The sequence below is a fragment of the Labedella populi genome (genome assembly GCF_004078655.1).
GTDB classification, from domain to species: domain Bacteria; phylum Actinomycetota; class Actinomycetes; order Actinomycetales; family Microbacteriaceae; genus Labedella; species Labedella populi.
The window spans coordinates 202,144-224,209 of record NZ_RZNC01000001.1 but is presented as its reverse complement, the minus strand read 5'-3'; the positions used below and the strand labels follow the sequence as shown (position 1 = coordinate 224,209).

The following is a 22,066-nucleotide window of genomic DNA, read 5'->3' as shown; positions in this document are numbered from 1 at the left end:
GACTACTTGACTGCTCCTGCGGTGATGCCCCGGGTGAGGGTGCGTTGGAAGATGAGGAAGAACACCAGCGTCGGGATGAGCCCGAGGAGCGCGGAGGCGCTCGTCGTGGTCACATCCATGAGCCGGTCGCCCTGCAACGACGCGATCGCGACGGGCACGGTCTGGTTGGCGTTCGAGACGAGGAACGTGAGCGGGATGAGGAACTCGTTCCAGGTCCAGATGAAGAAGAAGATGAGCAGGACGCTCAGCGTGGGTCGGGAGATCGGGAACACCACGCTCGTCAGGATCCGCCACTTCCCGGCTCCGTCGAGCGCCGCGGCCTCGAGCACCTCCTTGGGGAACGTGCCGTAGACCGACGCGAGCAGGTACGTCCCGAACGCGCTCTGGATCACGATGAAGATGATGATGACGCTCCACGTGTTGTCGTAGAGGCCCGCCGCCTTGAACATGAAGTAGAGCGGGTAGAGAAGGACCTCTTGCGGCAGCATGTTCGCGAGCAGGATCAGGACGACGATCCACGTCCGTCCCCTCACCCGACCGATGCCGAGCGCGAAGGCGTTGAGCACCGAGATCGCGACGGCACCGAGCGCGACGACACCGCTGATGAAGATGCTGTTCCAGAGCTTCACGGGGAAGTCGACGCGCTCCCAGAACGCGACGATGCCGTCGGTGTAGAGGGATTGCGGCACGGACAGAGGACCGTTCGAGGCGTAGTCCGAGGGCGACTTGAACGAGTTCAGGAGGATCAGGAGGATCGGAGCGGCGATGAGCAGCCCGATGAGGACCGCGAAGGCCAGAACGACCCAGTCGCTCGCGCTCTTCTTCGCACCGGGGCGACGCGACACGGGCTTCTTCTTCCGTGCGGCGCGGGAACCGGGCTCCGCGCCCGTGACGATCGCCGTGGTGTCGAGGGTCGATGTCGTCATCGTGCCTCCTCCTGCTTCTCGAGTCGGCGCTGAACGACGATGAAGACCACCGAGACGATCGCGATGACGATGGTGAGGGCGGTCGCGATGGTCGCGCCGTAGCCCACTTGCTGGGACTGGAAGAACTCGCTGTAGGCGTAGTACGCGGGGACGATCGTCGAGTCGCCGGGGCCGCCGCGCGTGAGGGTGTAGACGGGCCCGAAGACCTTGAGCGCCGCGATCGTTCCGGTGAGCACGACGACGAAGATCTCCGGCCGGATGATCGAGACGGTGATCGCCTGGAACCGCTGGAACCAATTGGCACCGTCGAGTTCGGCGGCCTCGTAGAGCTCCGGGTCGACCCGCTGGAGGGCTGCCATGAAGATCACGACGGGGTAGCCGATCTGGACCCACACGAGGATGACCATGAGACTGATGAGGGCGGTGTCGGGGCTACCGAGCCAGTTGTGGGCGAGGCCGCCGAGGCCGACCGACTCGAGGATGGTGTTGAGTGCGCCGTCCTGAGGCCGGAGGATCCAGCCGATCACGATCGCCGCGATGACCGCGGGAAGGATCTGCGGCAAGTAGTAGGTGGCCCGGAAGAAGCTCGCGAGCTTGCCGCCGAACTTCCGTCCGACGAGATCGAAGAGGACCGCCGCGAGCACGAGGCCGAGGAGCGTCGGCACGACGACCATCGCGAGGATCATCGCGATCGAGTTCGCGAACGAGGTCCAGAACGTGGAGTCGCCCGCGAGCTTGACCCAGTTCTCGAGGCCGATCCACTCGGGCGGACGGATTCCGCGGTAGGACGTGAACGTCAGATACACGTTCCACACGAGCGGAACGATGATGACGAGCGTCAAGAGGGCGAGACCCGGAATCAGGTACACCCAGAACGTGCGACTGCGTGTTCCCGGGATCAGGCTCTCGGAGCCGGGTCGGCGCTTCGGGGGCGCCGTGGTCTGGGTGGTCATTACGTGTCCTTCGTCATCTCCTGGTGCGGTGGGCCGTGGAGCGCGTCCACGGCCCACCGATTCTGGTCGAGGGGTCAGCCGACGATGTCGTCGACGCCGCTCTGGTAGTCCTCACCGAGCTGCTGCTGCACCTCGGTCGGGCTCAGGGTGCCGTTGAGCAGCTCCTGAAGACCGGCGTTGAGCTCGTCGTAGAACGTCGGCGTAGGCCAGTCCGGGTAGAAGGCGATGCCGTCGCGCTCCGTGAGCGTGTTGAAGTTCGCGATCAGCTCCGCGCTCTTCTCATCCGTGATGTCCGCGGGGTCGGCTGCGACGGGCACGCCGCCGTTGTTGCCGATGAGGGCCTGGATCTCCGGTCGCATCGTGATGTCGATGAACTGCTCGGCGAGTTCCTTGTTCTGGGCGCGCTCCGGGATGACCCACATGTTGCCGGCCGATCCGGGCGACATCTCCGACCCGGGGAACAGGAACGTCCCGAAGTCGAAGTCGGTGATCTCGGTCGTGAAGCGGTTGTGCCACCAGCTGCCCGAGAAGAAGATCGGGTAGGTGCCGTTGATGAACGACGTGCCCGCGTCCTCGGCCTTGAGACCGGTGGCGTCCGAGCTGATGTAGCCCTTGTCGGTCCAGTCCTTCACGGTCTCCGTCGCATAGGAGATCTCGGGACCCTCGAAGTCGACGGTGTCGGTGTAGAGCTGGTAGGCGTCGACGAAGTCGCGGTCGGCCTGCGACAGGGCGAGCTGGTACCAGAGCTGACCGAGGGGATACTCGGCCGCCGACTCGGCGAGCGGCGTCACACCCTGGTCGACGAAGGCCTGCATGACGGTCTCGAACTCGGCGAGCGTCGTCGGCACCTCGAGGCCGGCTTCCGCGAAGGCGTCCTTGTTGTAGTAGACCTCGACGAACTCGCCGTAGTTCGGGATGCCGTAGTAGCTGCCCGAACCCATGACGCCCTGCTCGTCGTAGCGGGCGGTCGTCTGGAGGGACGGGGCGAGCATGTCGTCCCAGCCGTACTCCTCGACGGCGTCGTCGAGCGGGGCGAGGAGGCCCTGGCTCGCGAGGAGCCCGGCGGTCGCGTTGCCCTTGTTGTACTCGAGGATGTCGGGCGCCTCATCGGAGTTGAGGACCTGGCTCGCGGTGGAGCGGATCTGCTCGAAGGCCTTCGCCTCGAACTCGACGGTCGCGCCCGTCTCCTCCTCGAACGTCTCGATGGCCTGCTCCCACGCGATTCCCATCGCGCTCGTCTCACTCTCGAAGTGCCACAGGGTGAGCACGTCGTCGGGCTTGGAGCTTCCGGAACCGGAGCATCCCGACAGGACGAGGGCGCCGGCCGCGAGGACCGCGGCGCTCATCAAGGTTCTGCTGTGTCTCATGTCTTTCCTACCTCTCTGGAGAAAATGCGGTGTTCAGGCGGCGCACCGCGCGCCGGTGGCGCTGGCTGTCGAAGCGCTTCGACAGTTCGAAGACGACGGCGGCATCCGGGGTCGTGGTGGTCAGGGGGCGGGGACCGGGGCGACGGAGCCGTTGGCTCTGTACTCCGGGGCGACGTACTGGACGCGCGGATCGGGCGGATCGGGGAGTGAGGCGACGAGGATGTCGACGGCGGCGTCACACGTCGCGGCCGGGATCAGGGGGATGACGTCGAGCGCCGGCGAGAACTTCGTCGTGTCGAACGTCGACCCCACCGAGATGATCGACATGTCCTCCGGGACCGAGATCTTGCGGTCTCTGAGGTGGTCGAGGACCGTCGCCTGGACGGACTCCTGGCAGTGCATGATGAGCGCCGTCGGGCGCTCATCGCCGGCGAGCAGCGCGTCGAGGGCCGCACGCACGGCACCACTGTCGGTCTCGCTCGTGCTGAACCGCCCCGGCAAGCCCAGGTCGGCAGTGTGGGAGAGGAACGTGTCCCGCACGCGGATGGGGAAGTTGGAGCCCCGCTCGTAGATCTCGTCAGGGTGGCCGAGCAGCGCCATCCGTCGGTGACCACGATCGGCGAGACCGTCGATCGCGAGCCGGGTGGCGGCTTCGAAGTCGAGGTCGACGCACGCGAGACCCGCCGGGTCGTCCGGGATGCCGATCACGACGGTCGGAACCCCGAGGTTCTGCACGAGCGCGATCCGCTCATCCCGGACGGAGACGTCGAGGACGATGACGCCATCCACGAGCCGACTCGACGCCACACGGGAGAGGCCCTTCGTCGCCTCATCCTCCGTGAGGAGGAGGATGTCGTAATCGTGGCGGCGTGCGGCCGTCGCGACGGCGAGCACGAACGCCATGTGCGCGGGCGCATAGGTGTCGTGTCGCAGCGGGGCGGTGAGGGCGAAGATCTGCGTGCGCGTTCCGGCGAGCATCCGTGCGCCGGCGTGCGGCTGGTACCCGAGGCTCACGGCGGCGTCCGCGACGCGTCGACGCGTGCTGTCGGCGATCGATCGCTTGCCGCTGAGGGCGTAGGAGACGGTACTGATCGACACGCCGGCAGCACGAGCGACGTCGTGAATGGTTGCCATGGCGACTCCGTTGTCTGCTGCCGGGGTGGTCTCGAGGACCGTGTGATCGAAGGGTGTGACGAGCCGGGCGGGCTCCGGTTGCCGAAATCGTTGAAGCGCTTCGACGACCGCACGAGTCACCATACGTGACGATCCAAGCGAACACAACACATATGTGGATCGCGACAACAAAGGCGGTGGCGATACTCTGACCAACGGATCGATGACGAAGGGACCTGCATGTACACCGACCTCACCGGCGAGGCTCTCCTGGAGTTCACCTCCGCAGTGCGGGAACCCGAGGACTTCGACGAATTCTGGGCGGAGACGATCACGCGGGCACGCGCGGCGGCGGCACCCGTCGTCGTCGAGCGAGTCGGCGCCGGACTCGCGACGATCGACGTGTTCGATGTCACGTTCACCGGTTTCGACGGACAGCCCGTCCGTGCGTGGCTGCGGGCCCCCGCGGGTGCCGCCGCTCCGCTGCCGACCGTCGTGGAGTTCATCGGCTACGGCGGAGGCCGCGGCAGACCGACCGAGAACCTCTACTGGGCGTCCGCCGGTTTCGCGCACCTCTACATGGACACGCGTGGTCAGGGGTCGAGCTGGAGCCGCGGCGACACAGCCGACCCCGTCGGCGCGGGCCCCCACTATCCCGGCTTCCTCACGCGCGGCATCGAGAGCCCTGAATCGCTCTACTACGTCCGGCTCATCACGGACGCCGTCCGAGCCGTCGACACCGCCGCCGAGTTGCCGATCGTCGACCCCGAGAGGATCGCTGTGTTCGGCATCAGTCAGGGCGGCGGGGTCGCGATCGCCGCCGCGTCGCTCCACGAGGGCGTGAAGGCGGCCGCACCGTGCGTGCCGTTCCTGTGCGACATCGAACGGGCGGCGGGCATCACCGACGCGTACCCCTACCGTGAAGTCGCCGACTACCTCGCCGTGCACCGCGACGGGGTCGAGAACGTGCTCCGCTCCCTGTCCTACATCGACGGCGTCACTTTCGCCAAGCGTGCCGCGGTCCCCGCGCGATTCTCCGCGGCCCTCATGGACGCGATCTGCCCTCCGAGCACGATTGCCGCCGCACGGAACGCCTGGGCCGGCCCGACCGAGCTCGCGATCTGGCGATTCAACGGGCACGAGGGTGGCGGCCCCGTCGACGCCGAGGAGGCCGCGGCCTTCTTCCGCCACACCCTCACCTAGCCCCTCCCTCTCCCCCCTGAACACTTCCTCTGTGCACGCATTTTCAAGAACATACGAAGTGTTCAGGGGGGAGAGGGGTCAGAGTTCGGCGCGGGCGACCACCCCGTCGAAGACGAGTTCTGCGGCGCCGACGAGGAGGAGGTCGGACCCGAGCTCGGCGCGCACGACCGTGACGCTCTCCCACGATGGCGCGAGGGTGTTCGCCTCGAGGAGATCGAGGAAGTACGCGGTCTCGAAATCGAAGAGCACCCCGAGGAACCCTCCGAGCACGACCTTCTCCGGATTGAGGATGTTGATCATGTTCCGGACGCCCACGCTCAGCACGCCGAGCTGCCGGTGCACCTCGGCGCGGACCTCGGGCCGCTCCGACGCGAGGAGCGCCACCTCGAGCTCGTCGAGACTCGCGCTCCTCAGCCCGAGCACGGAGAGCAGCCGGTTCTGGCTCACGCTCGCCTCGAGCTCGCCGTCGGTCACCTCGGAATCGGTCGGAGCGGCGACCCGGTTGTGCCCGAACTCGCCCGCGTAGCCCTCGGCACCGCCCACGAGCTCACCGTTGACGATGATGCCGCCGCCGATGCCGCTCGGTCCGCCGTTCATGTAGAGGATGTTGGACGCCTCCGCCGCGGCCCCGAAGAGGTTCTCCGCCCGCGCACCGAGGTTCGCGTCGTTCGCGGCGAAGACCCGGTACCCCGTCGCCTCCTCGAGAAGGGCGCCGAGCGGCTCGTCACGCCAGTCCAGGTGCGGAGCCCACCGCACGAATCCGTCGACCGCGCGGACGAGCCCCGGGACGGCCACCCCGATGCCCGCGATCCGATACTCCGGCCCGAGGCCGTCGCGCATGCCCTGGAAGAGCGCCCGCGCGATCACGACGGCCTCGCGCACGGTGGGGATCGACTCGGTTTCGAACCGCACCCGTCGGATCACCTGCCGGTCGAACGACACAAGCCCGATCGTCACCGCATCGACTTCGGGCACGAGCGCGACGGCGAGAACCTGCGGCGAGGCCTGCACGACGGGGCTCGGCCGGCCCACTTGCTTCGTCGAGCGGGGTTCGACCTCGACGACGAGCCCGCGTTCGACGAGTTCGCCCACGAGACCCGAGATCGTCGAACGGTTGAGCCCCGTCTCCCGCGTCAGTTCGGCGCGCGACGCCGGCCCCGAGCGGTGCACACGGCGGAGGATCGTCGAGAGGTTCGTCGACGCACCGCGTTCGGGCGGAGCACCCCGTGACGCATCGTCTCGTGGGTTGATCGACATCGGCGGCCTTCTCTGTACGGGTACGTGTGGCGCGGTTTGGCAGGTGCTCGGCATTCACGATCATGGCATCGATCGAGGGTTCTTTCCGATTCGTCTCGCGATCACGAGTGACTGGCGACCTTTGACACGGGGAACAGGGGGCGGATATGTTGTGACTCACTACTTATCACCAATGACGTTGAGAAACGGAACCACCATGTCCCTCACCCCCACGCCCGCCGATCGCTTCTCGTTCGGTCTCTGGACCATCGGCTACACAGGTGCTGACCCGTTCGGCGGCCCCACCCGCGAAGCCCTCGACGTCGTGCGCGGCGTCGAGAAGCTCGCCGAGCTCGGTGCGTACGGCCTCACCTTCCACGACGACGACCTCTTCGCCTTCGGCTCGTCCGACGCCGAGCGCCAGACGCAGATCGACCGCCTGAAGAAGGTCCTCGCCGACACCGGCATCGTCGTGCCGATGGTCACCACGAACCTCTTCTCCGCTCCCGTCTTCAAGGACGGCGGTTTCACGTCGAATGACCGCGCCGTCCGCCGCTTCGCGCTCCGCAAGGTGCTGCGCAACATCGACCTCGCCGCCGAGCTCGGCGCGAAGACCTTCGTCATGTGGGGCGGCCGCGAAGGCGCCGAGTACGACGCGGCGAAGGACATCCATGCCGCGCTCGAGCGCTACCGCGAGGCGGTCAACCTGCTCGGCGACTACGTCACCGACAAGGGCTACGACATCCGGTTCGCGATCGAGCCGAAGCCGAACGAGCCCCGCGGCGACATCCTGCTCCCGACGGTGGGGCACGCGATCGCGTTCATCAACACGCTCGAGCGCCCCGAGCTCGTGGGTGTGAACCCCGAGGTCGGCCACGAGCAGATGGCCGGGCTCAACTTCACGGCCGGCATCGCGCAAGCGCTCTACCAGGGCAAGCTCTTCCACATCGACCTCAACGGCCAGCGCGGCATCAAGTACGACCAGGACCTCGTCTTCGGTCACGGCGACCTGCAGAACGCGTTCTCGCTCGTCGACCTCCTCGAGCACGGTGGAGTCAACGGCGGACCGGCCTACGACGGCCCGCGTCATTTCGACTACAAGCCGAGCCGCACCGAGGGTGACGAAGGCGTCTGGGAGTCGGCTGCAGCGAACATGCGCATGTACCTCCTGCTCAAGGAGCGCGCTCAGGCCTTCCGCGCCGACCCCGAGGTCCAGGAGGCGCTCGAGGCCTCGAGGGTCGCCGAGCTGCGCACGCCGACCCTCGGCGAAGGCGAGTCGTACGACGACTTCCTCGCGGACCGCTCCGCCTACGAGGACTTCGACGCCGACGCGTACTTCCACGGCAAGGGCTTCGGCTTCGTCCGCCTGCAGCAGCTCGCCCTCGAGCACCTCATGGGCGCCCGCGACTGACGTACTCCGTGCGTCCCGATCGGGTCGGTTCGTCTGGGACGAGCCGACCCGATCGCACCACCCGCGCCACGGTCACGAACCGCAGCTCGGCTCATCTTCACGCGCGGCGACGCCGAACCATCCTCACGAGACAGGACGAAACCCATGCTGGTAGCCGGCATCGACTCGAGCACGCAGAGCTGCAAGGTCGTCATCCGTGACGCGGAGTCGGGCGCACTCGTCCGAGAGGGGCGCGCGAGCCACCCCGACGGCACCGCAGTCGACCCCGCAGCATGGTGGACCGCACTCCGCGAAGCGATCGCGGGGGCCGGCGGATTCGACGATGTCGACGCGGTCTCGGTGGGCGGTCAGCAGCACGGCATGGTGGCGCTCGACTCCGAAGGACGGGTGATCCGCGACGCCCTGCTCTGGAACGACACGCGGAGCGCGGGAGCAGCCCGCGACCTCATCGCCGAGTTCGGCGCGGAGGAGCTCGTCGCACGCTCCGGTCTCGTCCCGGTCGCGTCTTTCACGATCACGAAGCTCCGCTGGTTGCGCGATGCCGAGCCGGACAACGCCGCTCGGGTCGCCGCCGTCGCGCTTCCGCACGACTGGCTGAGCTGGCGGCTGCGCGGCTACGGGCCGGCGGGGGAGAGCGAACTCGGACCCGTTCTCGAAGAACTCGCGACCGACCGATCCGACGCATCGGGCACCGGCTACTGGTCGTCGACGACGGGCGAGTACGACCGCGAACTGCTCGTCGCGGCCCTCGGCCACGACGCGATCCTGCCGCGCGTGCTCGGCCCGGCGGACTCCGCCGGGCGCACCTCGGCGGGCGCCCTCGTGGGATCGGGCGCCGGCGACAACGCAGGGGCCGCACTCGGATTGTCCGCCGGCCCCGGCGACGTCGTCGTCTCGATCGGCACCTCGGGCACGGTCTTCTCCGTCTCGGAGGAGCCGACGACCGATAGCTCGGGAACGGTCGCCGGTTTCGCCGACGCCACCGGTCGCTTCCTTCCGCTCTCCGCGACGCTCAACGCCGCACGCGTCATCGACACGGTCGCCGCGGTCCTCGGTGTCGACTTCGACGAGCTCGCCACGATCGCGCTCGAGGCGGAGCCGGGCGCCGGGGGACTCGTGCTCCAGCCGTACTTCGACGGCGAGCGCACCCCCGACCTCCCCGACGCGACGGCGACGCTGTTCGGGATGACGCGGGCCACATTCACGCGTCCGGGTCTCGCACGCGCCGCGATCGAGGGCATGTTGTGCGGCCTCGCCGACGGTCTCGACGCGCACCGTGCGCTCGGCGTACAGGCGTCTCGTGTCCTGCTGATCGGCGGAGCCGCCATGAACCCGGCGGTCCGCGAGATCGCCTCGACGATCTTCGACGTCCCCGTGACCGTCCCCGCGCCGGGGGAGTACGTCGCGAACGGCGCGGCGCGTCAGGCGGCGTGGGTCGCGCTCGGATCGCTTCCCGACTGGGAGATCGAGACCGTCGCCGAGCTCGCTCCGGCGACCGTTCCCGTCGTCCGCGAGCAGTACGCCGCCCGCCGCGTCTGAGGCGTCACGGTCTCCGTCCGAGCAGCCCGGCCGCTGACCACCGCCGCGTCAGTGTGGTGCCCGGGCGGTGACCGCGGTCGCGTCCCGGTCCTCGTCGCGTCTGACCTGCGCGTCGAAGCCCCGATCAGCGAAGAGTGCGCGGGTGCGCTCGGCGTGATGCTCGCTCGTCTCGATCACGAGGACACCGCCGGGGACGAGCCAGTCGCGAGCCTCTGCGGCCACACGACGGTGCACGTGGAGGCCGTCGTCGCCGCCGTCAAGGGCGACGAGCGCCTCGAAGTTGCGGGCCTCCAGCGGCATGAAGGCGATCTCCGTCGTCGGAACGTACGGTGCATTCACGACGATGACCTCGACCCGGTCGCGCAGCGAGACCGGGAGCGCCGCGAACAGATCACCCTCGAGCACTCGATCGGCCGACAGATTCCCACGAGCGCAGCGGACAGCGATGGGATCGATGTCCGCGGCATAGACGTCCGCGTCGGGCACCTCCGCGACGATCGCCGCCGCGAGCGCACCGGCTCCACAGCAGAGGTCGAGCACCACGGAGGCCGGACCGATCCCATCGACGCAGAGGTCCACGAGGAACTCCGTGCGGCGTCGTGGTACGAACACCCCTTCGTCGACACCGATCCGCAGACCCCGGAACTCCGCCCACCCCACGATGTACTCGAGCGGCGTCCCGGCCACCCGCCGGGAGACGAACCGCTCGAGTTCGGCGTCGCTTTCGGACGAGGTGAGCAGGATCTCGGCCTCCTCCTCGGCGAAAATGCATCCGGCCGCTCGCAGACGGGTGATGACACCAGCGGCACCGGGGGACTCGACCACCCTCACACGGTAGCCCGGGTCATCCGGCGTCGCGAGCGACGTCCGAGGGAGACTTGTCCGTACGCAGACCGCGCCAGACGGGGTGTCGAAGTCGACCGGTCTGCGTCCATTCGCTGAACGTCACCTCCCCGACGAGGTCCGCTCGCACCCAGTTCGCGTCGTTCGCGTCCGGCTTCGGCACCTCGACCGGCGCGGTCTTCCGCGCGCGTGCGTCGAGCAGCGATCGGATGCGCCGACGATGGCTCTCCGTGAAGCCCGTTCCGACGCGGCCTGCGTATTCGAGATCGCCGCCGTCACCCGGCACCGCGACGAGGAGCGAGCCGACCGAGTCGGCGAGCGAGTTGTTGCCCGGACGCCACCCGATGATGACGACCTCCTGCGTGCGCTCGTGGGGGAGCTTGATCCAATCGCGTGAGCGTCTTCCGGGCCGGTACGGCGAATCGGTGCGCTTCGCGACGACACCCTCGAGACCGAGTTGCTTCGACGTCGACACCGCCGAGTCGACGTCGCCCTCGAACGCCGGCGGCACCTGCACGCGGGACCGATCCGACGTCGTCCCCACGGGGGTCGTGGCGAGTTCCTCGAGCAGGGCACGGCGCTCGAGATACGGCTCCCGCGAGAGATCACGCCCCTCGCTCTCGAGGACGTCGAACACCATGATGTCGGCCTCGATCTGCGCGACCGCGCGCGCCACGTCGGCCTCCTTCGTGAGCCCGAGGCGGTTCTGTAGCCGACCGAAATCCGGGCGGCCCTTGTGCAGAGCCACGATCTCGCCGTCGAGCACGGCGTCGTCTGGGAACGCCTCGGCGAGTGCCGCCGCGACGTCCGGGAAGGTGGCGGTGAGGTCGATGCCGTTGCGGGATCCCAGGCGCACCTCCCCGTCCTCGATGCGCACGAGGCACCGGATGCCGTCCCACTTCATCTCGAAGGCCCACGCGCCGTCGCTCACGTCCGAAGTCGTTCCGCGGGTCGCGAGCATCGGTTCCGGCAGTCGCGCGGAAGAACGCGACGACCCTCCGACCGTCCGGCGGGCCGGCGGCGTCGGCTCCGGGTCACCGCTGCGCCGACTACCGCTCGAGGTTCGCTTCGCGGGCGTGGCCTCTCGTGCGGCGTCACGTGCCTCGCCGTCGACCACGGTGTCGGTGCCCTCGAGTTCCATGCGGTGCATGAGCCAGTTCTTCGCGTCGTCGCCTCGACCGGTGTGGATGAGTGCGAACTTCGCCTTCTCTCGTAGTCCGCCGCCGGAGCGGCCCGTCAGGGTGACGATGATCTCGTTCTCGCGCCACTTCTCGGTCTCGTAGGTGCCGCTGTCCCAGATGGTGACGGTGCCGGCGCCGTACTCGCCCTTCGGGATACTGCCCTCGAAGGTCGCGTAGTCGAGGGGGTGGTCCTCCGTCTGCACCGCGAGGCGGTTCTTCTCGCCCCGCGCCGGCGTACCCTTCGGGACCGCCCACGAGACGAGCACACCGTTCCGTTCGAGGCGGAAGTCGTGGTGACGGCGACGCGCGTAGTGGTCCTGGATGACGAACGTGTCGTCGTTGCCCTGGGCCGGCGACGCCGCGGGCACCGGCTCGGGCGTCTTCGTCGCGTCACGCTTCGACCGGTAGATCGTGAGCCGATCGGGCTCATCACCTGTCTCAGTGTCGCCGTCGAGGATGACGGCGAGCGGGTCGTCCCTCTCCTCCATCCGTGCCAGGACGGCCCTGTAGTCGAGATGATCGAGCCCCGGATCGTCGAGCTCGTCCCACGAGCGTGGGACGGCAACCGTCGGGTGCGACCGCCCGCGCAAAGAGTAGGGCGCGATCGTCGTCTTCGCTCCGCTGTTCTGACTCCAGTCGACGAGCACCTTCCCCGCGCGCTTCGATTTCTTCATGTCGCTCACGACGAGATCCGGCATGTCGCTCTCGAGCACGCGCGCGAGCTCATGGGCGACGTCCGACACCCGGTCCGACGACTGCGTCCCGTCGAGCTTCGCGTACAGGTGGATGCCCTTGCTTCCGCTCGTCACCGGCATGGGTGTGAGCCCCATCCCCTCGAGGATGACGCGGGCGCCCCGTGCGATCTCGACGCACTCGGGCAGCCCGGTCCCGGGGCCCGGATCGAGATCGAGCACGAGTCGATCCGGGTTCCGTCGGGCGCCACTGCCATCGACCCGCCACTGCGGCACATGGATCTCGAGGCTCGCCATCTGCGCGAGCCACACGAGCGTCGGCACGCCGTTCACGAGCGGATAGGTGTTGTGGTGGTCGCTGTGCTCGATGTCGACGCGCGCGATCCAGTCGGGCGTCGAGGCGTCGAGGTTCTTCTGGAAGAACACGTCACCCGGGTCGTCGTCGGTGCCGACACCGTGCACCCAGCGCTTCCGCGTCGCGGGCCGGTTCTGGGTGTACGGCAGGAGGTACGGCGCGATCGCGGAGTAGTACCCGATCACGTCGGCCTTGGTCGTCCCCGTCTCGGGGTAGAGCACCTTGTCGAGGTTCGTGAGCCGCACCCGGCGCCCCTGGATCTCGACGAGTTGCGTCCCTGCCGACCCCGTCGATCTCTGCACCGCCATGCCTCACCATAGGCTTTCGGCCGCTGATACCGTCAACCCCTCGGTATTTCGGTCCCGACCGGTGTTTACTGTTTCCATGAGGTCCATCTGGAAGGGCTCGATCACGTTCGGCCTCGTGAACGTGCCCGTGAAGCTGTACTCGGCGACGGAGGACCACGACGTCTCCCTGCACCAGGTGCACGACGCGGACGGCGGCCGGATCCGCTACGAGCGGCACTGCGAGATCTGCGGCGAGAAGGTCGCGTACGAGCACATCGACAAGGCGTACGACGACGGCGAGCACACTGTGATCCTCACGAAGGAGGACATCTCGAGTCTCCCGGAGGAGCGCAGCAAGGAGATCGACGTCGTCGAGTTCGTCCCGACGGATCAGATCGATCCCCTCATGTTCGATCGGAGCTACTACCTGGAACCGGACTCGAAGTCGACGAAGTCGTACGTCCTCCTCCGCCGCACCCTCGAGGACACGGACCGCACCGCGATCGTGCAGTTCGCCCTCCGGAGCAAGACGCGTCTCGCCGCGCTGCGGGTGCGGGACGACGTGCTCGTCCTGCAGACGCTGCTGTGGGACGACGAGGTCCGGGAGGCCGCGTTCCCCTCGCTCGACGCCGACGTCCGCATCCAGAAGCGCGAGCTCGAGATGGCCGGCCAACTCGTGGCGTCATTCGAGTCCGACTTCGATCCGTCGAAGTTCACCGATGAGTACCAGCAGCAACTGCGCACGCTCATCCAGGCGAAGATCGAGCAGGGCGACACCGTCGACACCGACGCGACCTTCGGCAAGACCGAGGACGACGATGGTGACGGCGAGGTCATCGACCTGATGGAGGCCCTCAAACGCAGCGTCGAGTCCACGCGGAAGAAGAGCAAGAAGGGCGCCTAGCAGCCGGGCGGACGGCTGGACGGAATGCGCGAGCGTCCGTCCTGGTTGCGCCCCTCATGACGACGACCAGCGCCACGCGCGCCGACCGCATGCCGCTCACGATCTGGCTCATCGCCGGCGGCATCTTCGCGATGGTGACGAGCGAGTTCATGGCGGCGGGTCTGCTCCCGGCGATCGCGCCGGACGTCGGGGTCCCGATCGGGCAAGCGGCCTTCCTCATCTCGGGATTCGCGGCCGGTCAGGTCGTCGGTGCCTGGCTCATCGGGATGCCCCTGTCCCGTTTCGGTCCGCGCTGGATCCTCGCCGGACTCATGGTCGTCTTCGCGATCGCTCAGACCATCGGGACGCTCTCGCCGTGGCCCGTCATGCTCGCGCTCCGCTTCGTGTCGGGTGCGGCCATGTCGGCGTTCTTCGCAACGGCGCTCTCCGTCTCCGTGCGGATCGTGGCTGATCGACTGCAGTCGCGTGCCACCGCGGCGATCTTCACCGGTGTGACTGTGGGAACGACGCTCGGACTCCCGCTCGCGACGCTCGCCGGCCGACTGCTCGAGTGGCGCTGGGCGTTCCACCTCGACACTCTCCTCGTGCTTATCGCCGCCGTCGCGATCGTCGCGGCCATGCCGAAGCTCAGCGGTGTCGCGCCGCTGCCGTTCCGCGAGACGCTGCGGCCGCTGCGCGACGCCCGCCTCTGGGTCCTCTTCGGCACAGCCGGTCTCGCGATCGGGGCGACGCTCGCCGGGTTCGGGTTCTTCAGCACGATCCTCGAGCAGGTGACCGGTGTCGATCCCACGATCGTGCCCTGGCTGCTCGCCCTCTACGGGCTCGCCTCCGTCGTCGGCAACACCGTCGTGGGCCGGCTCACGCCGCGCGGACCGACACTCGTCGTCGCGATCGGACTCGTCGTACTCACCGCCGGGCTCCTGGCCTTCTGGCTCGCACCGACCTCGCTCGCCGTCGTGCTGCTCGCGCTCGTCGTCGTCGGTCTGACCGGGGTGTCGCTGAACCCGGCTCACACCGCTCGTGTGGTGGAGCGCGGTGGCTCGGGGCCGGCTGTCACGTCCATGCTCCCGACCATCGTGACGGGTGGCATCCTCCTCGGCACCGCGCTCGGCGGCGTCGCGGCCGATGCGTTCGGCGTTCTCTCACCGCTCCTTCTCGGTGCGGCCATGTCGCTCCTCGCGCTCATGACGCTGATCCCCGAGCTCGTGCTCAGCCGGAGGAAGTCCGGTACCGTCACTCTTGCCGAGACGACTCCGGCGTGCCCCGTCGCCTGACGCGTGTCGCTCACAGCGAGACGATCGCCAGGCCGATGGTCCCCAGATAGAGGACCGCGATGCTCACGCCCTCGAACCCGATGCCTTTTCGGTCCCGGACGAGGAGACCGGCCGCGAGAGCCGCCGTGATCATGAGGGTGCCGCCGAGAAGCACGAGGCTTTCGTCGCCAGCGGCTGTATAGATCGTGCCGTCGAGGTAGAAGCTGTCGGCGACCGTGAGGGTGAGGACGTCGAAGACGTTGCCGCCGATGATGTTCGCGACCCCGAGGGTGAGGGCGCCGGAGCGCACGGCGGCGATCAACACGATGAGCTCGGGAAGCGAGGTGATGAGGGTCGTCACGGTGAACCCGGTGATGCTGCTCGACCACCCGGTCGCGGCGATGACACCCAGGCCCGCTCGGGCGATCACCCATCCGGTCACCGCCACGAGGGCGCCGAGAAGGCCGACGGTGAGCCAGACCTTCGCGATCGAGCCGGAGTACTCTACCTGCGACTCGTCACTGCGGGTCTCGCGAGTGCGCGTCGGTTTCCACATCGGCGTGGAGTGCATCCGGCGCAGCAGGCGCAACCCGAAGAAGTAGAGGATCGGTATGCAGACCGTCACCGGATGGATCCAGCCGACGGTCAATTGCGGGGTCGCGAAGGCGATGACCGGCAATCCGAGCAGCGCGATCAGGATGACCGATTGCAGCAGGTTCTCGAGGGACGCGGCGGCGTGTTCGAGGTTCGCGCGGCGGTACAACAGATCCGCGATGGCAAGCCACACCGATTGCAGGGCGATGCCTCCGACGGGATTCGCGAGCGCGAAGCCGGCGTCTCCCTCGAGTGCTCCCGTCGCCGTCGTGATGATTCCCGGTAGCGAGGTCATCGCGCCGAGGAACACGGCACCCGCCACGGCCTCCCCCATGCCGGTGCGGTCTGCCAACTCGTCGGCGGCGCGAGCAAGGGGCGTTCCCGCGATGACGATGATGCCGACCGACACCGCCAGAGCGATCACACTGGGCCATAGCGGCCACTGCTCCATCATCGGACTCCCCTCGAGTCGCGACCGCGACGGCTGTCCAGGAGATCAGCGTCAGCCATACGGGAAACCCGTCCGTACCGATCGCATCATTCATCCGTCGCCATAGTGTTCGTCATCCCACCCCTCCCCGCGGCCGTCGATCGCGGGCCACGTTGCCAAAGGGCGGGAGATCAACAAAAGGCTTGACTCGAAACCGCGGATCGTCTTGGTTGGCCGTCGATCGGCCGTGGTCCACGTGGCCGGAGACGAGCCCGACTGCGACGATCGGCTGGTGCGGCGGAGAGGTGAGAGACGGACCCGGCTAGTCGACCTCGTCGGCGTCGACCGGCAGCGCTTCGTGGTGACGGAGTCCGTGGGTGCGACGGTCCTCCTTCATCTCGGCCTCGAACAGGTGGCGTTTGCCGTTCGCGAGCCGCTCGCGGGCCTCGCGCTCAAGGTCGCGGAACGTCGCGTAGTAGCCGTCGTCGTAATCCTCGACGATCTGGAAGGTCCAGCGTCCCTCGATGACGTTGCGACCGACGAGGTCGCGCTCGACGGTGTCCGCGAGCTCGTCGTGACCCGCCTCGCGGAGGAAGCCGACCGCCTCTCCGAGCGCCAGATCCGCCGTACCCGTCAGCCGGTGGAAGCCGTAGAGCAACCCACGGGCGTGCTCGACGACCTCGAGGGCCTCGGAGAGCTTCCCGAGAGCGGCGACGGTGGCGTCGTCGACGCCCTCCGGTCGGACGTGTGCGGCATCAGGACCATCGTGTGCAGAAGTAGCCATCATGCGATTCTCCGAGACTCGGGCGCTCTCGGGCAGGGGTCGACGTGCCGCTGGGCTTATGTCATCCGCGCCCACCGGGCATGATGGGTGCATGCGTGTCGTCGTCGCCCCGGACTCCTTCAAGGGCACCGCGAGCGCCGACAGCGTGGCCTCCGCCGTCGCGGAAGGTTGGCGGCGCGAGCGGCCGGACGATGAGATCGTCAGTGCACCCCTTGCCGACGGCGGCGAGGGTACCGTCGAGGGCTTCGCCGTCGCGAGGCCGGACGGGATCCGCCACGATGTCGAGGTCGAGGGACCGGAGGGCCCGGCCACGAGCGCGTGGCTCGAACTCCCCGACGGGACGGCGGTCGTCGAACTCGCATCGGCGGCGGGCATCGAACTGTGGGGAACGAATCAGCCCTTCACCGCGAGTACCCACGGTCTCGGCGAGGTGATCGCGTCGGCGCTCGACGCCGGCGCCACTCGGCTCCTCGTCGGCGTCGGGAGCAGCGCCTCGACGGATGGAGGCGCCGGGATGCTCGCCGTGCTCGGCGCCCGCATCATCGACGCCGACGGCGACGCGATCGGCCCCGGAAACGCGGGACTCGCGGACGCCGTCGCCCTCGACCTCTCGTCGATGCGACCCGTGCCCGCCGGCGGAGTCGTCGTGCTCTGCGACGTCTCGAATCCGCTCCTCGGCCCATTCGGGGCCGCCGCCGTCTTCGGTCCGCAGAAGGGGGCCGAGCCCGACGACATCCCGGTGATGAACGGGAACCTCTCGCGTCTCGCGGCCCTCGGGACGGTCGACCCCGCAACGCCCGGCGCCGGGGCGGCGGGCGGGACCGGCTGGGCGCTCCTGCAGTGGGGCGCGGAGATCCGGTCGGGCGCCGAGTCGATCGGCGCCGAACTCGGCATCCCGGCGATCGTCGCCACGGCGGACGTCATCATCACGGGTGAGGGACGTTTCGACGGTCAGACGGCCGCCGGCAAGGCGCCCGCGTACGTCGCCGCCCTCGCTCCCGGTCGCACCATGCTCGTCGCCGGTTCGATCGACGCGGATGTCTCCGCGTTCCCCGCCGCGGTGAGCCTCGTCGACCTCGTGGGCCGCGACCGCGCCCTCAACGACACGATCGACGCCCTCATCGAGGCGGGCGCCGCCCTCGCGCGACGGGCCTCGGAGCCCGACCTGAGCTGAACGACCGGACGCCTCAGGCGCCGACGGTGAAGTGGGTGACAATCCACTCGCGGTCGACGAGGTACTGGTCGTCCTCGGGGTAGAAGCGGGCCCGGTCGATCTCGTCACCCGCGAACGAGCGGATCGCGTCGAAGGACTCCCAGTAGGAGACCGTGACGATCGTGGAGCGGCCGTCTTCGTGGTCGCGCGACATGATGTACGCGCCGAGGTTCCCGGGCGTCTCGCGGTAGCCGGCCATTCCCGACCGGTCCATGTAGGCGATGTACTCGTCCTTGTTCACGGTCTCGACCCAGCCGTGCCAGAGCCGCACGACGCTGCCCAGGGGTGGTGCTGTACGTTCGGTCGCTTCGCTCATGGGATCAGCCTCCGGTCACAGTCGACCACGGATGCCCGGCCGCGACAACCGCCTTGAGGAGGAGAGACGGATGCGAAACTCCAACGGGTCGGATGTCAGGGAGCGGCGGATGTTCCCGTCGAACGATGTGGAGCCTGGGAGAATCGAACTCCCGACATCCTGCTTGCAAAGCAGGCGCTCTACCAACTGAGCTAAGGCCCCGCACCCACCGTCACACGTCCTGACGAGCGAACCATCAGGTGTTGATCTTGATGAGCGGAGTGGGGATACGAGGACTTGAACCTCGGACCTCTTCGTTATCAGCGAAGCGCTCTAACCGCCTGAGCTATATCCCCGTGGGTGGACCGAAGTAGAGATTACCCGAAATAGCGAGCTAATCCCAATCGGTGCCTTCAACGGAACGGTCCCCGAGTCCGCAGGGACTCGAGGACCGTGTTCGCGGGTGCGTCAGTTGTTGGTGAAACCGACGAGCACGCCGCCCGTGATCTTGACGCTCATGTTGTAGAGCGCGGCACTCAGAGCACCGAGCGCCGTGACCACGATGAGGTTGAGTACCGCGGCGACGAGCGCGAAGCCCATGATGCGGTTGAGCCCGAAGAGGGCCGTGAGGTCCTCGCCCTCACCGGCGACGGCCTGGTACAGGCCGTTGATGCTGTCGAGGACACCCGTGCGCTCGACGACGGTGTAGATGAGGAATGCGGCGACGATCGTGATGATCGCGACCGCGATCGCGAGGAGGAACGACAGCTTCACCGCCGACCAGAAGTCGACGTACACGAGCTTCAGGCGGACCTGCTTGCTCGACGGCTTCTTGGCCGACTTCTTCGCGAGTTTGTCTGCGACGGTGCTCATGCCTGCTCTTCCTGCTGTTCGTCCACGCTCGGGGCGCTCGGGTCAGTCGTTCCGGACGCGTCGGGTTCCGCTACCGCTTCTGCAGTGAGGTTCCTGTCGCTGTTCTTCGCCAGAGCGATGATGCGGTCGTCGTCCGCGAAACGGGCGAAGACCACGCCCATCGTGTCACGTCCCTTGGTGGGGACCTCGGCCACGGCAGAGCGTACCACCTTGCCGCTGGCAAGAACCACAAGCACCTCGTCGTCCTCACCGGCGATGAGAGCCCCGGCGAGGACCCCGCGATCCTCGCTCAGTCTCGCCACCTTGATGCCGATTCCGCCTCGACCCTGGAGCCGGTATTGGTCGACGGCGGTGCGCTTCGCGTACCCGCCCTCGGTCACGACGAAGACCGACGCGGCCGCACCATCGGCCGGGAGGACCGACGCCGACAGCAACGTGTCGTCGCCACGGAAGTGCATTCCGATCACTCCGGACGTCGAGCGACCCATGGGACGGAGCGTCTCGTCGTTCGCCGTGAAACGGATCGACATGCCGTGCCGCGAGACGAGCAGCATGTCGCTGTCCTCCTCCACGAGCAGCGCCGAGACGAGTTCGTCACCCTCCCGCAGGTTGATCGCGATGATGCCGCCGGAGCGGTTCGTGTCGTACTCGGTCAGCGTCGTCTTCTTCACGAGACCGTTGCGCGTCGCGAGCACGAGGTACTTCGCGGCCTCGTAGTCGGGGATGTCGAGGATCTGGGCGATCTGCTCGTCGGGCTGCATCGCGAGCAGGTTGGCGACGTGCTGGCCCTTCGCGTCGCGGCCCGCTTCCTGCACCTCGTACGCCTTCGCGCGGTAGACGCGGCCCTTGTCCGTGAAGAAGAGGAGCCAATGGTGCGTCGTCGTCACGAAGAAGTGCTCGACGACGTCGTCGGCGCGCAGCTGCGCGCCCTTCACTCCCTTGCCGCCGCGGTGCTGCTGGCGGTAGTTGTCGCTCCGGGTGCGCTTGATGTAGCCGCCGCGGGTGACGGAGACGACCATCTCCTCCTCGGGGATCAAGTCCTCCATCGACATGTCGCCGTCGAAGCCGAACATGATCTCCGTGCGGCGCTCGTCGCCGAAGCGCTCGACGATCTCGGTGAGTTCGTCGGAGACGATGGTGCGCTGGCGCTCCGGGCTCGCGAGGATCGCCTTGTACTCGGCGATCTCGAGTTCGAGCTCGGCCAGGCGGTCGATGATCTTCTGGCGCTCGAGCGCCGCGAGGCGACGGAGCTGCATCGCGAGGATCGCGTCGGCCTGGAGCTGGTCGACGCCCAGAAGCTCCATGAGTCCGGTGCGGGCCTCCTCCACGTCGGGCGAGCGACGGATGAGGGCGATGACCTCGTCGAGGGCGTCGAGCGCGAGGACGTAACCGCGCTGGATGTGTGCGTCGGCCTCCGCCTTGTTGAGCCGGAACTGCGTCCGCCGGACGATGACCTCGATCTGGTGGTCGACCCACGCGGAGATGAAGCCGTCGAGCGCGAGGGTCCGCGGCACGCCGTCGACGATCGCGAGCATGTTCGCGCCGAAGTTCTCCTGCAGCTGCGTGTGCTTGTAGAGGTTGTTGAGCACGACCTTCGGGACCGCGTCACGCTTGAGCGTGATGACGAGGCGCTGGCCGGTACGACCGGAGGTCTCGTCGTTGATGTCCGCGATGCCCGAGACCTTGCCGTCCTTCACGAGGTCGGCGATCTTGATCGCGAGGTTGTCCGGGTTGACCTGGTACGGCAACTCCGTCACGACGAGGGACGTGCGGCCCTGGATCTCCTCGACGCTCACGACGGCGCGCATCGTGATCGACCCCCGACCGGTCATGTACGCGTCGTGGATGCCCTTGGTCCCGAGGATCTGAGCGCCCGTGGGGAAGTCCGGCCCCTTGATGCGCTGCATGAGCGCCGCGAGCAGCTCCTCACGCGGCGCCTCGGGGTTGGCGAGGTACCAGAGGGCGCCCTCGGACACCTCGCGCAGGTTGTGCGGCGGGATGTTCGTGGCCATGCCGACCGCGATGCCGACCGAACCGTTCACGAGGAGGTTCGGGAAGCGGCTCGGCAGGACGAGCGGCTCCTGCGTGCGGCCGTCGTAGTTGTCGCCGAAGTCGACGGTGTCCTCGTCGATGTCCCGCACCATCTCGAGAGCCAGGGGTGCCATCTTCGTCTCGGTGTACCGCGGTGCCGCGGCCCCGTCGTTGCCGGGCGAACCGAAGTTCCCCTGACCGAGCGCGAGCGGGTACCGGAGGCTCCACGGCTGCACGAGACGCACGAGCGCGTCGTAGATCGCCGAGTCGCCGTGCGGGTGGAACTGCCCCATGACGTCACCGACGACACGAGCGCACTTGGAGAAGGCCTTGTCCGGACGGTAACCGCCGTCGTACATCGCGTAGATCACGCGGCGGTGCACGGGCTTGAGCCCGTCGCGCACCTCGGGGAGCGCACGACCGACGATGACGCTCATCGCGTAGTCGAGGTACGAGCGCTGCATCTCGAGCTGCAGGTCGACCTGGTCGATCCTGCCGTGCGGTCCGACGCCCGTCTCGGGCACCGTCTCGTCGGGGGTGATGTCGTCGTCTGCCATGTTTCTCTTCCTGCCGTCGTCGCTTC

Annotated in this window: 18 protein-coding genes and 2 tRNA genes; 6 read left to right on the top strand and 14 right to left on the bottom strand. The window is 68.0% G+C overall.

Annotated features, from left to right (window positions below):
• Positions 1-2: 2 nt before the first annotated feature.
• The 4 genes from ELQ92_RS01155 to ELQ92_RS01140 form a co-directional block, all read right to left on the bottom strand.
• Positions 3-926 carry a carbohydrate ABC transporter permease gene (locus ELQ92_RS01155; protein ID WP_128497135.1) on the bottom strand — a complete coding sequence of 308 codons (924 nt, stop codon included), beginning with the start codon at positions 924-926 and terminating at the stop codon, positions 3-5.
• Positions 923-1,879 carry a carbohydrate ABC transporter permease gene (locus ELQ92_RS01150; RefSeq protein ID WP_128497134.1) on the bottom strand — a complete coding sequence of 319 codons (957 nt, stop codon included), beginning with the start codon at positions 1,877-1,879 and terminating at the stop codon, positions 923-925. The genes ELQ92_RS01155 and ELQ92_RS01150 overlap by 4 nt, the downstream gene beginning before the upstream one ends.
• A gap of 74 nt (positions 1,880-1,953) precedes the next feature.
• Positions 1,954-3,246, bottom strand: coding sequence for an ABC transporter substrate-binding protein (locus tag ELQ92_RS01145; protein ID WP_128497133.1), 1,293 nt, complete (start codon positions 3,244-3,246; stop codon positions 1,954-1,956).
• Positions 3,247-3,366: 120 nt separating this feature from the next.
• Positions 3,367-4,380, bottom strand: a complete 1,014-nt coding sequence (locus ELQ92_RS01140; protein WP_128497132.1) for a LacI family DNA-binding transcriptional regulator — start codon at positions 4,378-4,380, stop codon at positions 3,367-3,369.
• A gap of 219 nt (positions 4,381-4,599) precedes the next feature.
• Between ELQ92_RS01140 and ELQ92_RS01135 the strand changes: the two genes are divergently transcribed.
• A complete protein-coding gene (locus ELQ92_RS01135; RefSeq protein WP_128497131.1) occupies positions 4,600-5,562 on the top strand; it encodes an acetylxylan esterase in 963 nt (320 codons plus the stop codon).
• A gap of 78 nt (positions 5,563-5,640) precedes the next feature.
• Here the strand turns inward: ELQ92_RS01135 and ELQ92_RS01130 are convergent, their stop codons facing one another.
• Positions 5,641-6,819, bottom strand: a complete 1,179-nt coding sequence (locus ELQ92_RS01130; RefSeq protein WP_128497130.1) for an ROK family transcriptional regulator — start codon at positions 6,817-6,819, stop codon at positions 5,641-5,643.
• Between the two features lie 196 nt (positions 6,820-7,015).
• On the opposite strand from ELQ92_RS01130, the gene xylA reads away from it, so the two are divergent.
• Together xylA and ELQ92_RS01120 are read left to right on the top strand one after the other, a co-directional pair.
• Positions 7,016-8,209, top strand: coding sequence for a xylose isomerase (gene xylA, locus ELQ92_RS01125; protein WP_128497129.1), 1,194 nt, complete (start codon positions 7,016-7,018; stop codon positions 8,207-8,209).
• A gap of 144 nt (positions 8,210-8,353) precedes the next feature.
• Positions 8,354-9,748, top strand: a complete 1,395-nt coding sequence (locus ELQ92_RS01120) for a xylulokinase (protein WP_128497128.1) — start codon at positions 8,354-8,356, stop codon at positions 9,746-9,748.
• Between the two features lie 48 nt (positions 9,749-9,796).
• On the opposite strand, the gene ELQ92_RS01115 is transcribed toward ELQ92_RS01120, so the two are convergent.
• Positions 9,797-10,573 carry a putative protein N(5)-glutamine methyltransferase gene (locus tag ELQ92_RS01115; RefSeq protein WP_128497127.1) on the bottom strand — a complete coding sequence of 259 codons (777 nt, stop codon included), beginning with the start codon at positions 10,571-10,573 and terminating at the stop codon, positions 9,797-9,799.
• Between the two features lie 19 nt (positions 10,574-10,592).
• Positions 10,593-13,127, bottom strand: a complete 2,535-nt coding sequence (locus ELQ92_RS01110) for an ATP-dependent DNA ligase (protein ID WP_128497126.1) — start codon at positions 13,125-13,127, stop codon at positions 10,593-10,595.
• A gap of 76 nt (positions 13,128-13,203) precedes the next feature.
• Here ELQ92_RS01110 and ku point away from each other — a divergent pair, with 76 nt between their 5' ends.
• Positions 13,204-14,010 (top strand): non-homologous end joining protein Ku, encoded by an 807-nt coding sequence (ku, locus tag ELQ92_RS01105; protein ID WP_128497125.1) that lies wholly within the window; start codon positions 13,204-13,206, stop codon positions 14,008-14,010.
• 56 nt (positions 14,011-14,066) lie between these two features.
• A complete protein-coding gene (locus ELQ92_RS01100; RefSeq protein WP_128497124.1) occupies positions 14,067-15,284 on the top strand; it encodes an MFS transporter in 1,218 nt (405 codons plus the stop codon).
• 10 nt (positions 15,285-15,294) lie between these two features.
• On the opposite strand, the gene ELQ92_RS01095 is transcribed toward ELQ92_RS01100, so the two are convergent.
• Positions 15,295-16,311, bottom strand: coding sequence for a sodium:calcium antiporter (locus tag ELQ92_RS01095; protein ID WP_208004200.1), 1,017 nt, complete (start codon positions 16,309-16,311; stop codon positions 15,295-15,297).
• Positions 16,312-16,609: 298 nt separating this feature from the next.
• Positions 16,610-17,071 carry a hypothetical protein gene (locus ELQ92_RS01090; RefSeq protein ID WP_128497123.1) on the bottom strand — a complete coding sequence of 154 codons (462 nt, stop codon included), beginning with the start codon at positions 17,069-17,071 and terminating at the stop codon, positions 16,610-16,612.
• A 91-nt stretch (positions 17,072-17,162) separates the two neighbouring features.
• On the opposite strand from ELQ92_RS01090, the gene ELQ92_RS01085 reads away from it, so the two are divergent.
• Complete coding sequence (locus ELQ92_RS01085) at positions 17,163-18,245, top strand: glycerate kinase (protein WP_128497122.1); 1,083 nt, start codon at positions 17,163-17,165, stop codon at positions 18,243-18,245.
• Between the two features lie 13 nt (positions 18,246-18,258).
• On the opposite strand, the gene ELQ92_RS01080 is transcribed toward ELQ92_RS01085, so the two are convergent.
• The 5 genes from ELQ92_RS01080 to gyrA all read right to left on the bottom strand — a co-directional run bounded on the left by ELQ92_RS01080 (position 18,259) and on the right by gyrA (position 22,040).
• Positions 18,259-18,600 (bottom strand): hypothetical protein, encoded by a 342-nt coding sequence (locus ELQ92_RS01080; protein WP_243694800.1) that lies wholly within the window; start codon positions 18,598-18,600, stop codon positions 18,259-18,261.
• 128 nt (positions 18,601-18,728) lie between these two features.
• A tRNA-Ala gene (locus tag ELQ92_RS01075) sits at positions 18,729-18,801 on the bottom strand.
• A gap of 60 nt (positions 18,802-18,861) precedes the next feature.
• Positions 18,862-18,935, bottom strand: a tRNA-Ile gene (locus ELQ92_RS01070).
• Between the two features lie 112 nt (positions 18,936-19,047).
• Positions 19,048-19,452, bottom strand: a complete 405-nt coding sequence (locus ELQ92_RS01065) for a DUF3566 domain-containing protein (protein ID WP_128497121.1) — start codon at positions 19,450-19,452, stop codon at positions 19,048-19,050.
• Positions 19,449-22,040, bottom strand: coding sequence for a DNA gyrase subunit A (gene gyrA / locus ELQ92_RS01060; RefSeq protein WP_128497120.1), 2,592 nt, complete (start codon positions 22,038-22,040; stop codon positions 19,449-19,451). Before gyrA ends, ELQ92_RS01065 begins: the two co-directional genes overlap by 4 nt.
• Between the last annotated feature and the right edge of the window lie 26 nt (positions 22,041-22,066).

Coding starts and splice junctions, on each gene's coding strand:
- ELQ92_RS01155 (WP_128497135.1), bottom strand. CDS start 926: ATGACGACATCGACCCTCGACACCACGGCGATCGTCACGGGCGCGGAG.
- ELQ92_RS01150 (WP_128497134.1), bottom strand. CDS start 1,879: ATGACCACCCAGACCACGGCGCCCCCGAAGCGCCGACCCGGCTCCGAG.
- ELQ92_RS01145 (WP_128497133.1), bottom strand. CDS start 3,246: ATGAGACACAGCAGAACCTTGATGAGCGCCGCGGTCCTCGCGGCCGGC.
- ELQ92_RS01140 (WP_128497132.1), bottom strand. CDS start 4,380: ATGGCAACCATTCACGACGTCGCTCGTGCTGCCGGCGTGTCGATCAGT.
- ELQ92_RS01135 (WP_128497131.1), top strand. CDS start 4,600: ATGTACACCGACCTCACCGGCGAGGCTCTCCTGGAGTTCACCTCCGCA.
- ELQ92_RS01130 (WP_128497130.1), bottom strand. CDS start 6,819: ATGTCGATCAACCCACGAGACGATGCGTCACGGGGTGCTCCGCCCGAA.
- xylA (WP_128497129.1), top strand. CDS start 7,016: ATGTCCCTCACCCCCACGCCCGCCGATCGCTTCTCGTTCGGTCTCTGG.
- ELQ92_RS01120 (WP_128497128.1), top strand. CDS start 8,354: ATGCTGGTAGCCGGCATCGACTCGAGCACGCAGAGCTGCAAGGTCGTC.
- ELQ92_RS01110 (WP_128497126.1), bottom strand. CDS start 13,127: ATGGCGGTGCAGAGATCGACGGGGTCGGCAGGGACGCAACTCGTCGAG.
- ku (WP_128497125.1), top strand. CDS start 13,204: ATGAGGTCCATCTGGAAGGGCTCGATCACGTTCGGCCTCGTGAACGTG.
- ELQ92_RS01100 (WP_128497124.1), top strand. CDS start 14,067: ATGACGACGACCAGCGCCACGCGCGCCGACCGCATGCCGCTCACGATC.
- ELQ92_RS01095 (WP_208004200.1), bottom strand. CDS start 16,311: ATGATGGAGCAGTGGCCGCTATGGCCCAGTGTGATCGCTCTGGCGGTG.
- ELQ92_RS01090 (WP_128497123.1), bottom strand. CDS start 17,071: ATGGCTACTTCTGCACACGATGGTCCTGATGCCGCACACGTCCGACCG.
- ELQ92_RS01085 (WP_128497122.1), top strand. CDS start 17,163: ATGCGTGTCGTCGTCGCCCCGGACTCCTTCAAGGGCACCGCGAGCGCC.
- ELQ92_RS01080 (WP_243694800.1), bottom strand. CDS start 18,600: ATGAGCGAAGCGACCGAACGTACAGCACCACCCCTGGGCAGCGTCGTG.
- ELQ92_RS01065 (WP_128497121.1), bottom strand. CDS start 19,452: ATGAGCACCGTCGCAGACAAACTCGCGAAGAAGTCGGCCAAGAAGCCG.
- gyrA (WP_128497120.1), bottom strand. CDS start 22,040: ATGGCAGACGACGACATCACCCCCGACGAGACGGTGCCCGAGACGGGC.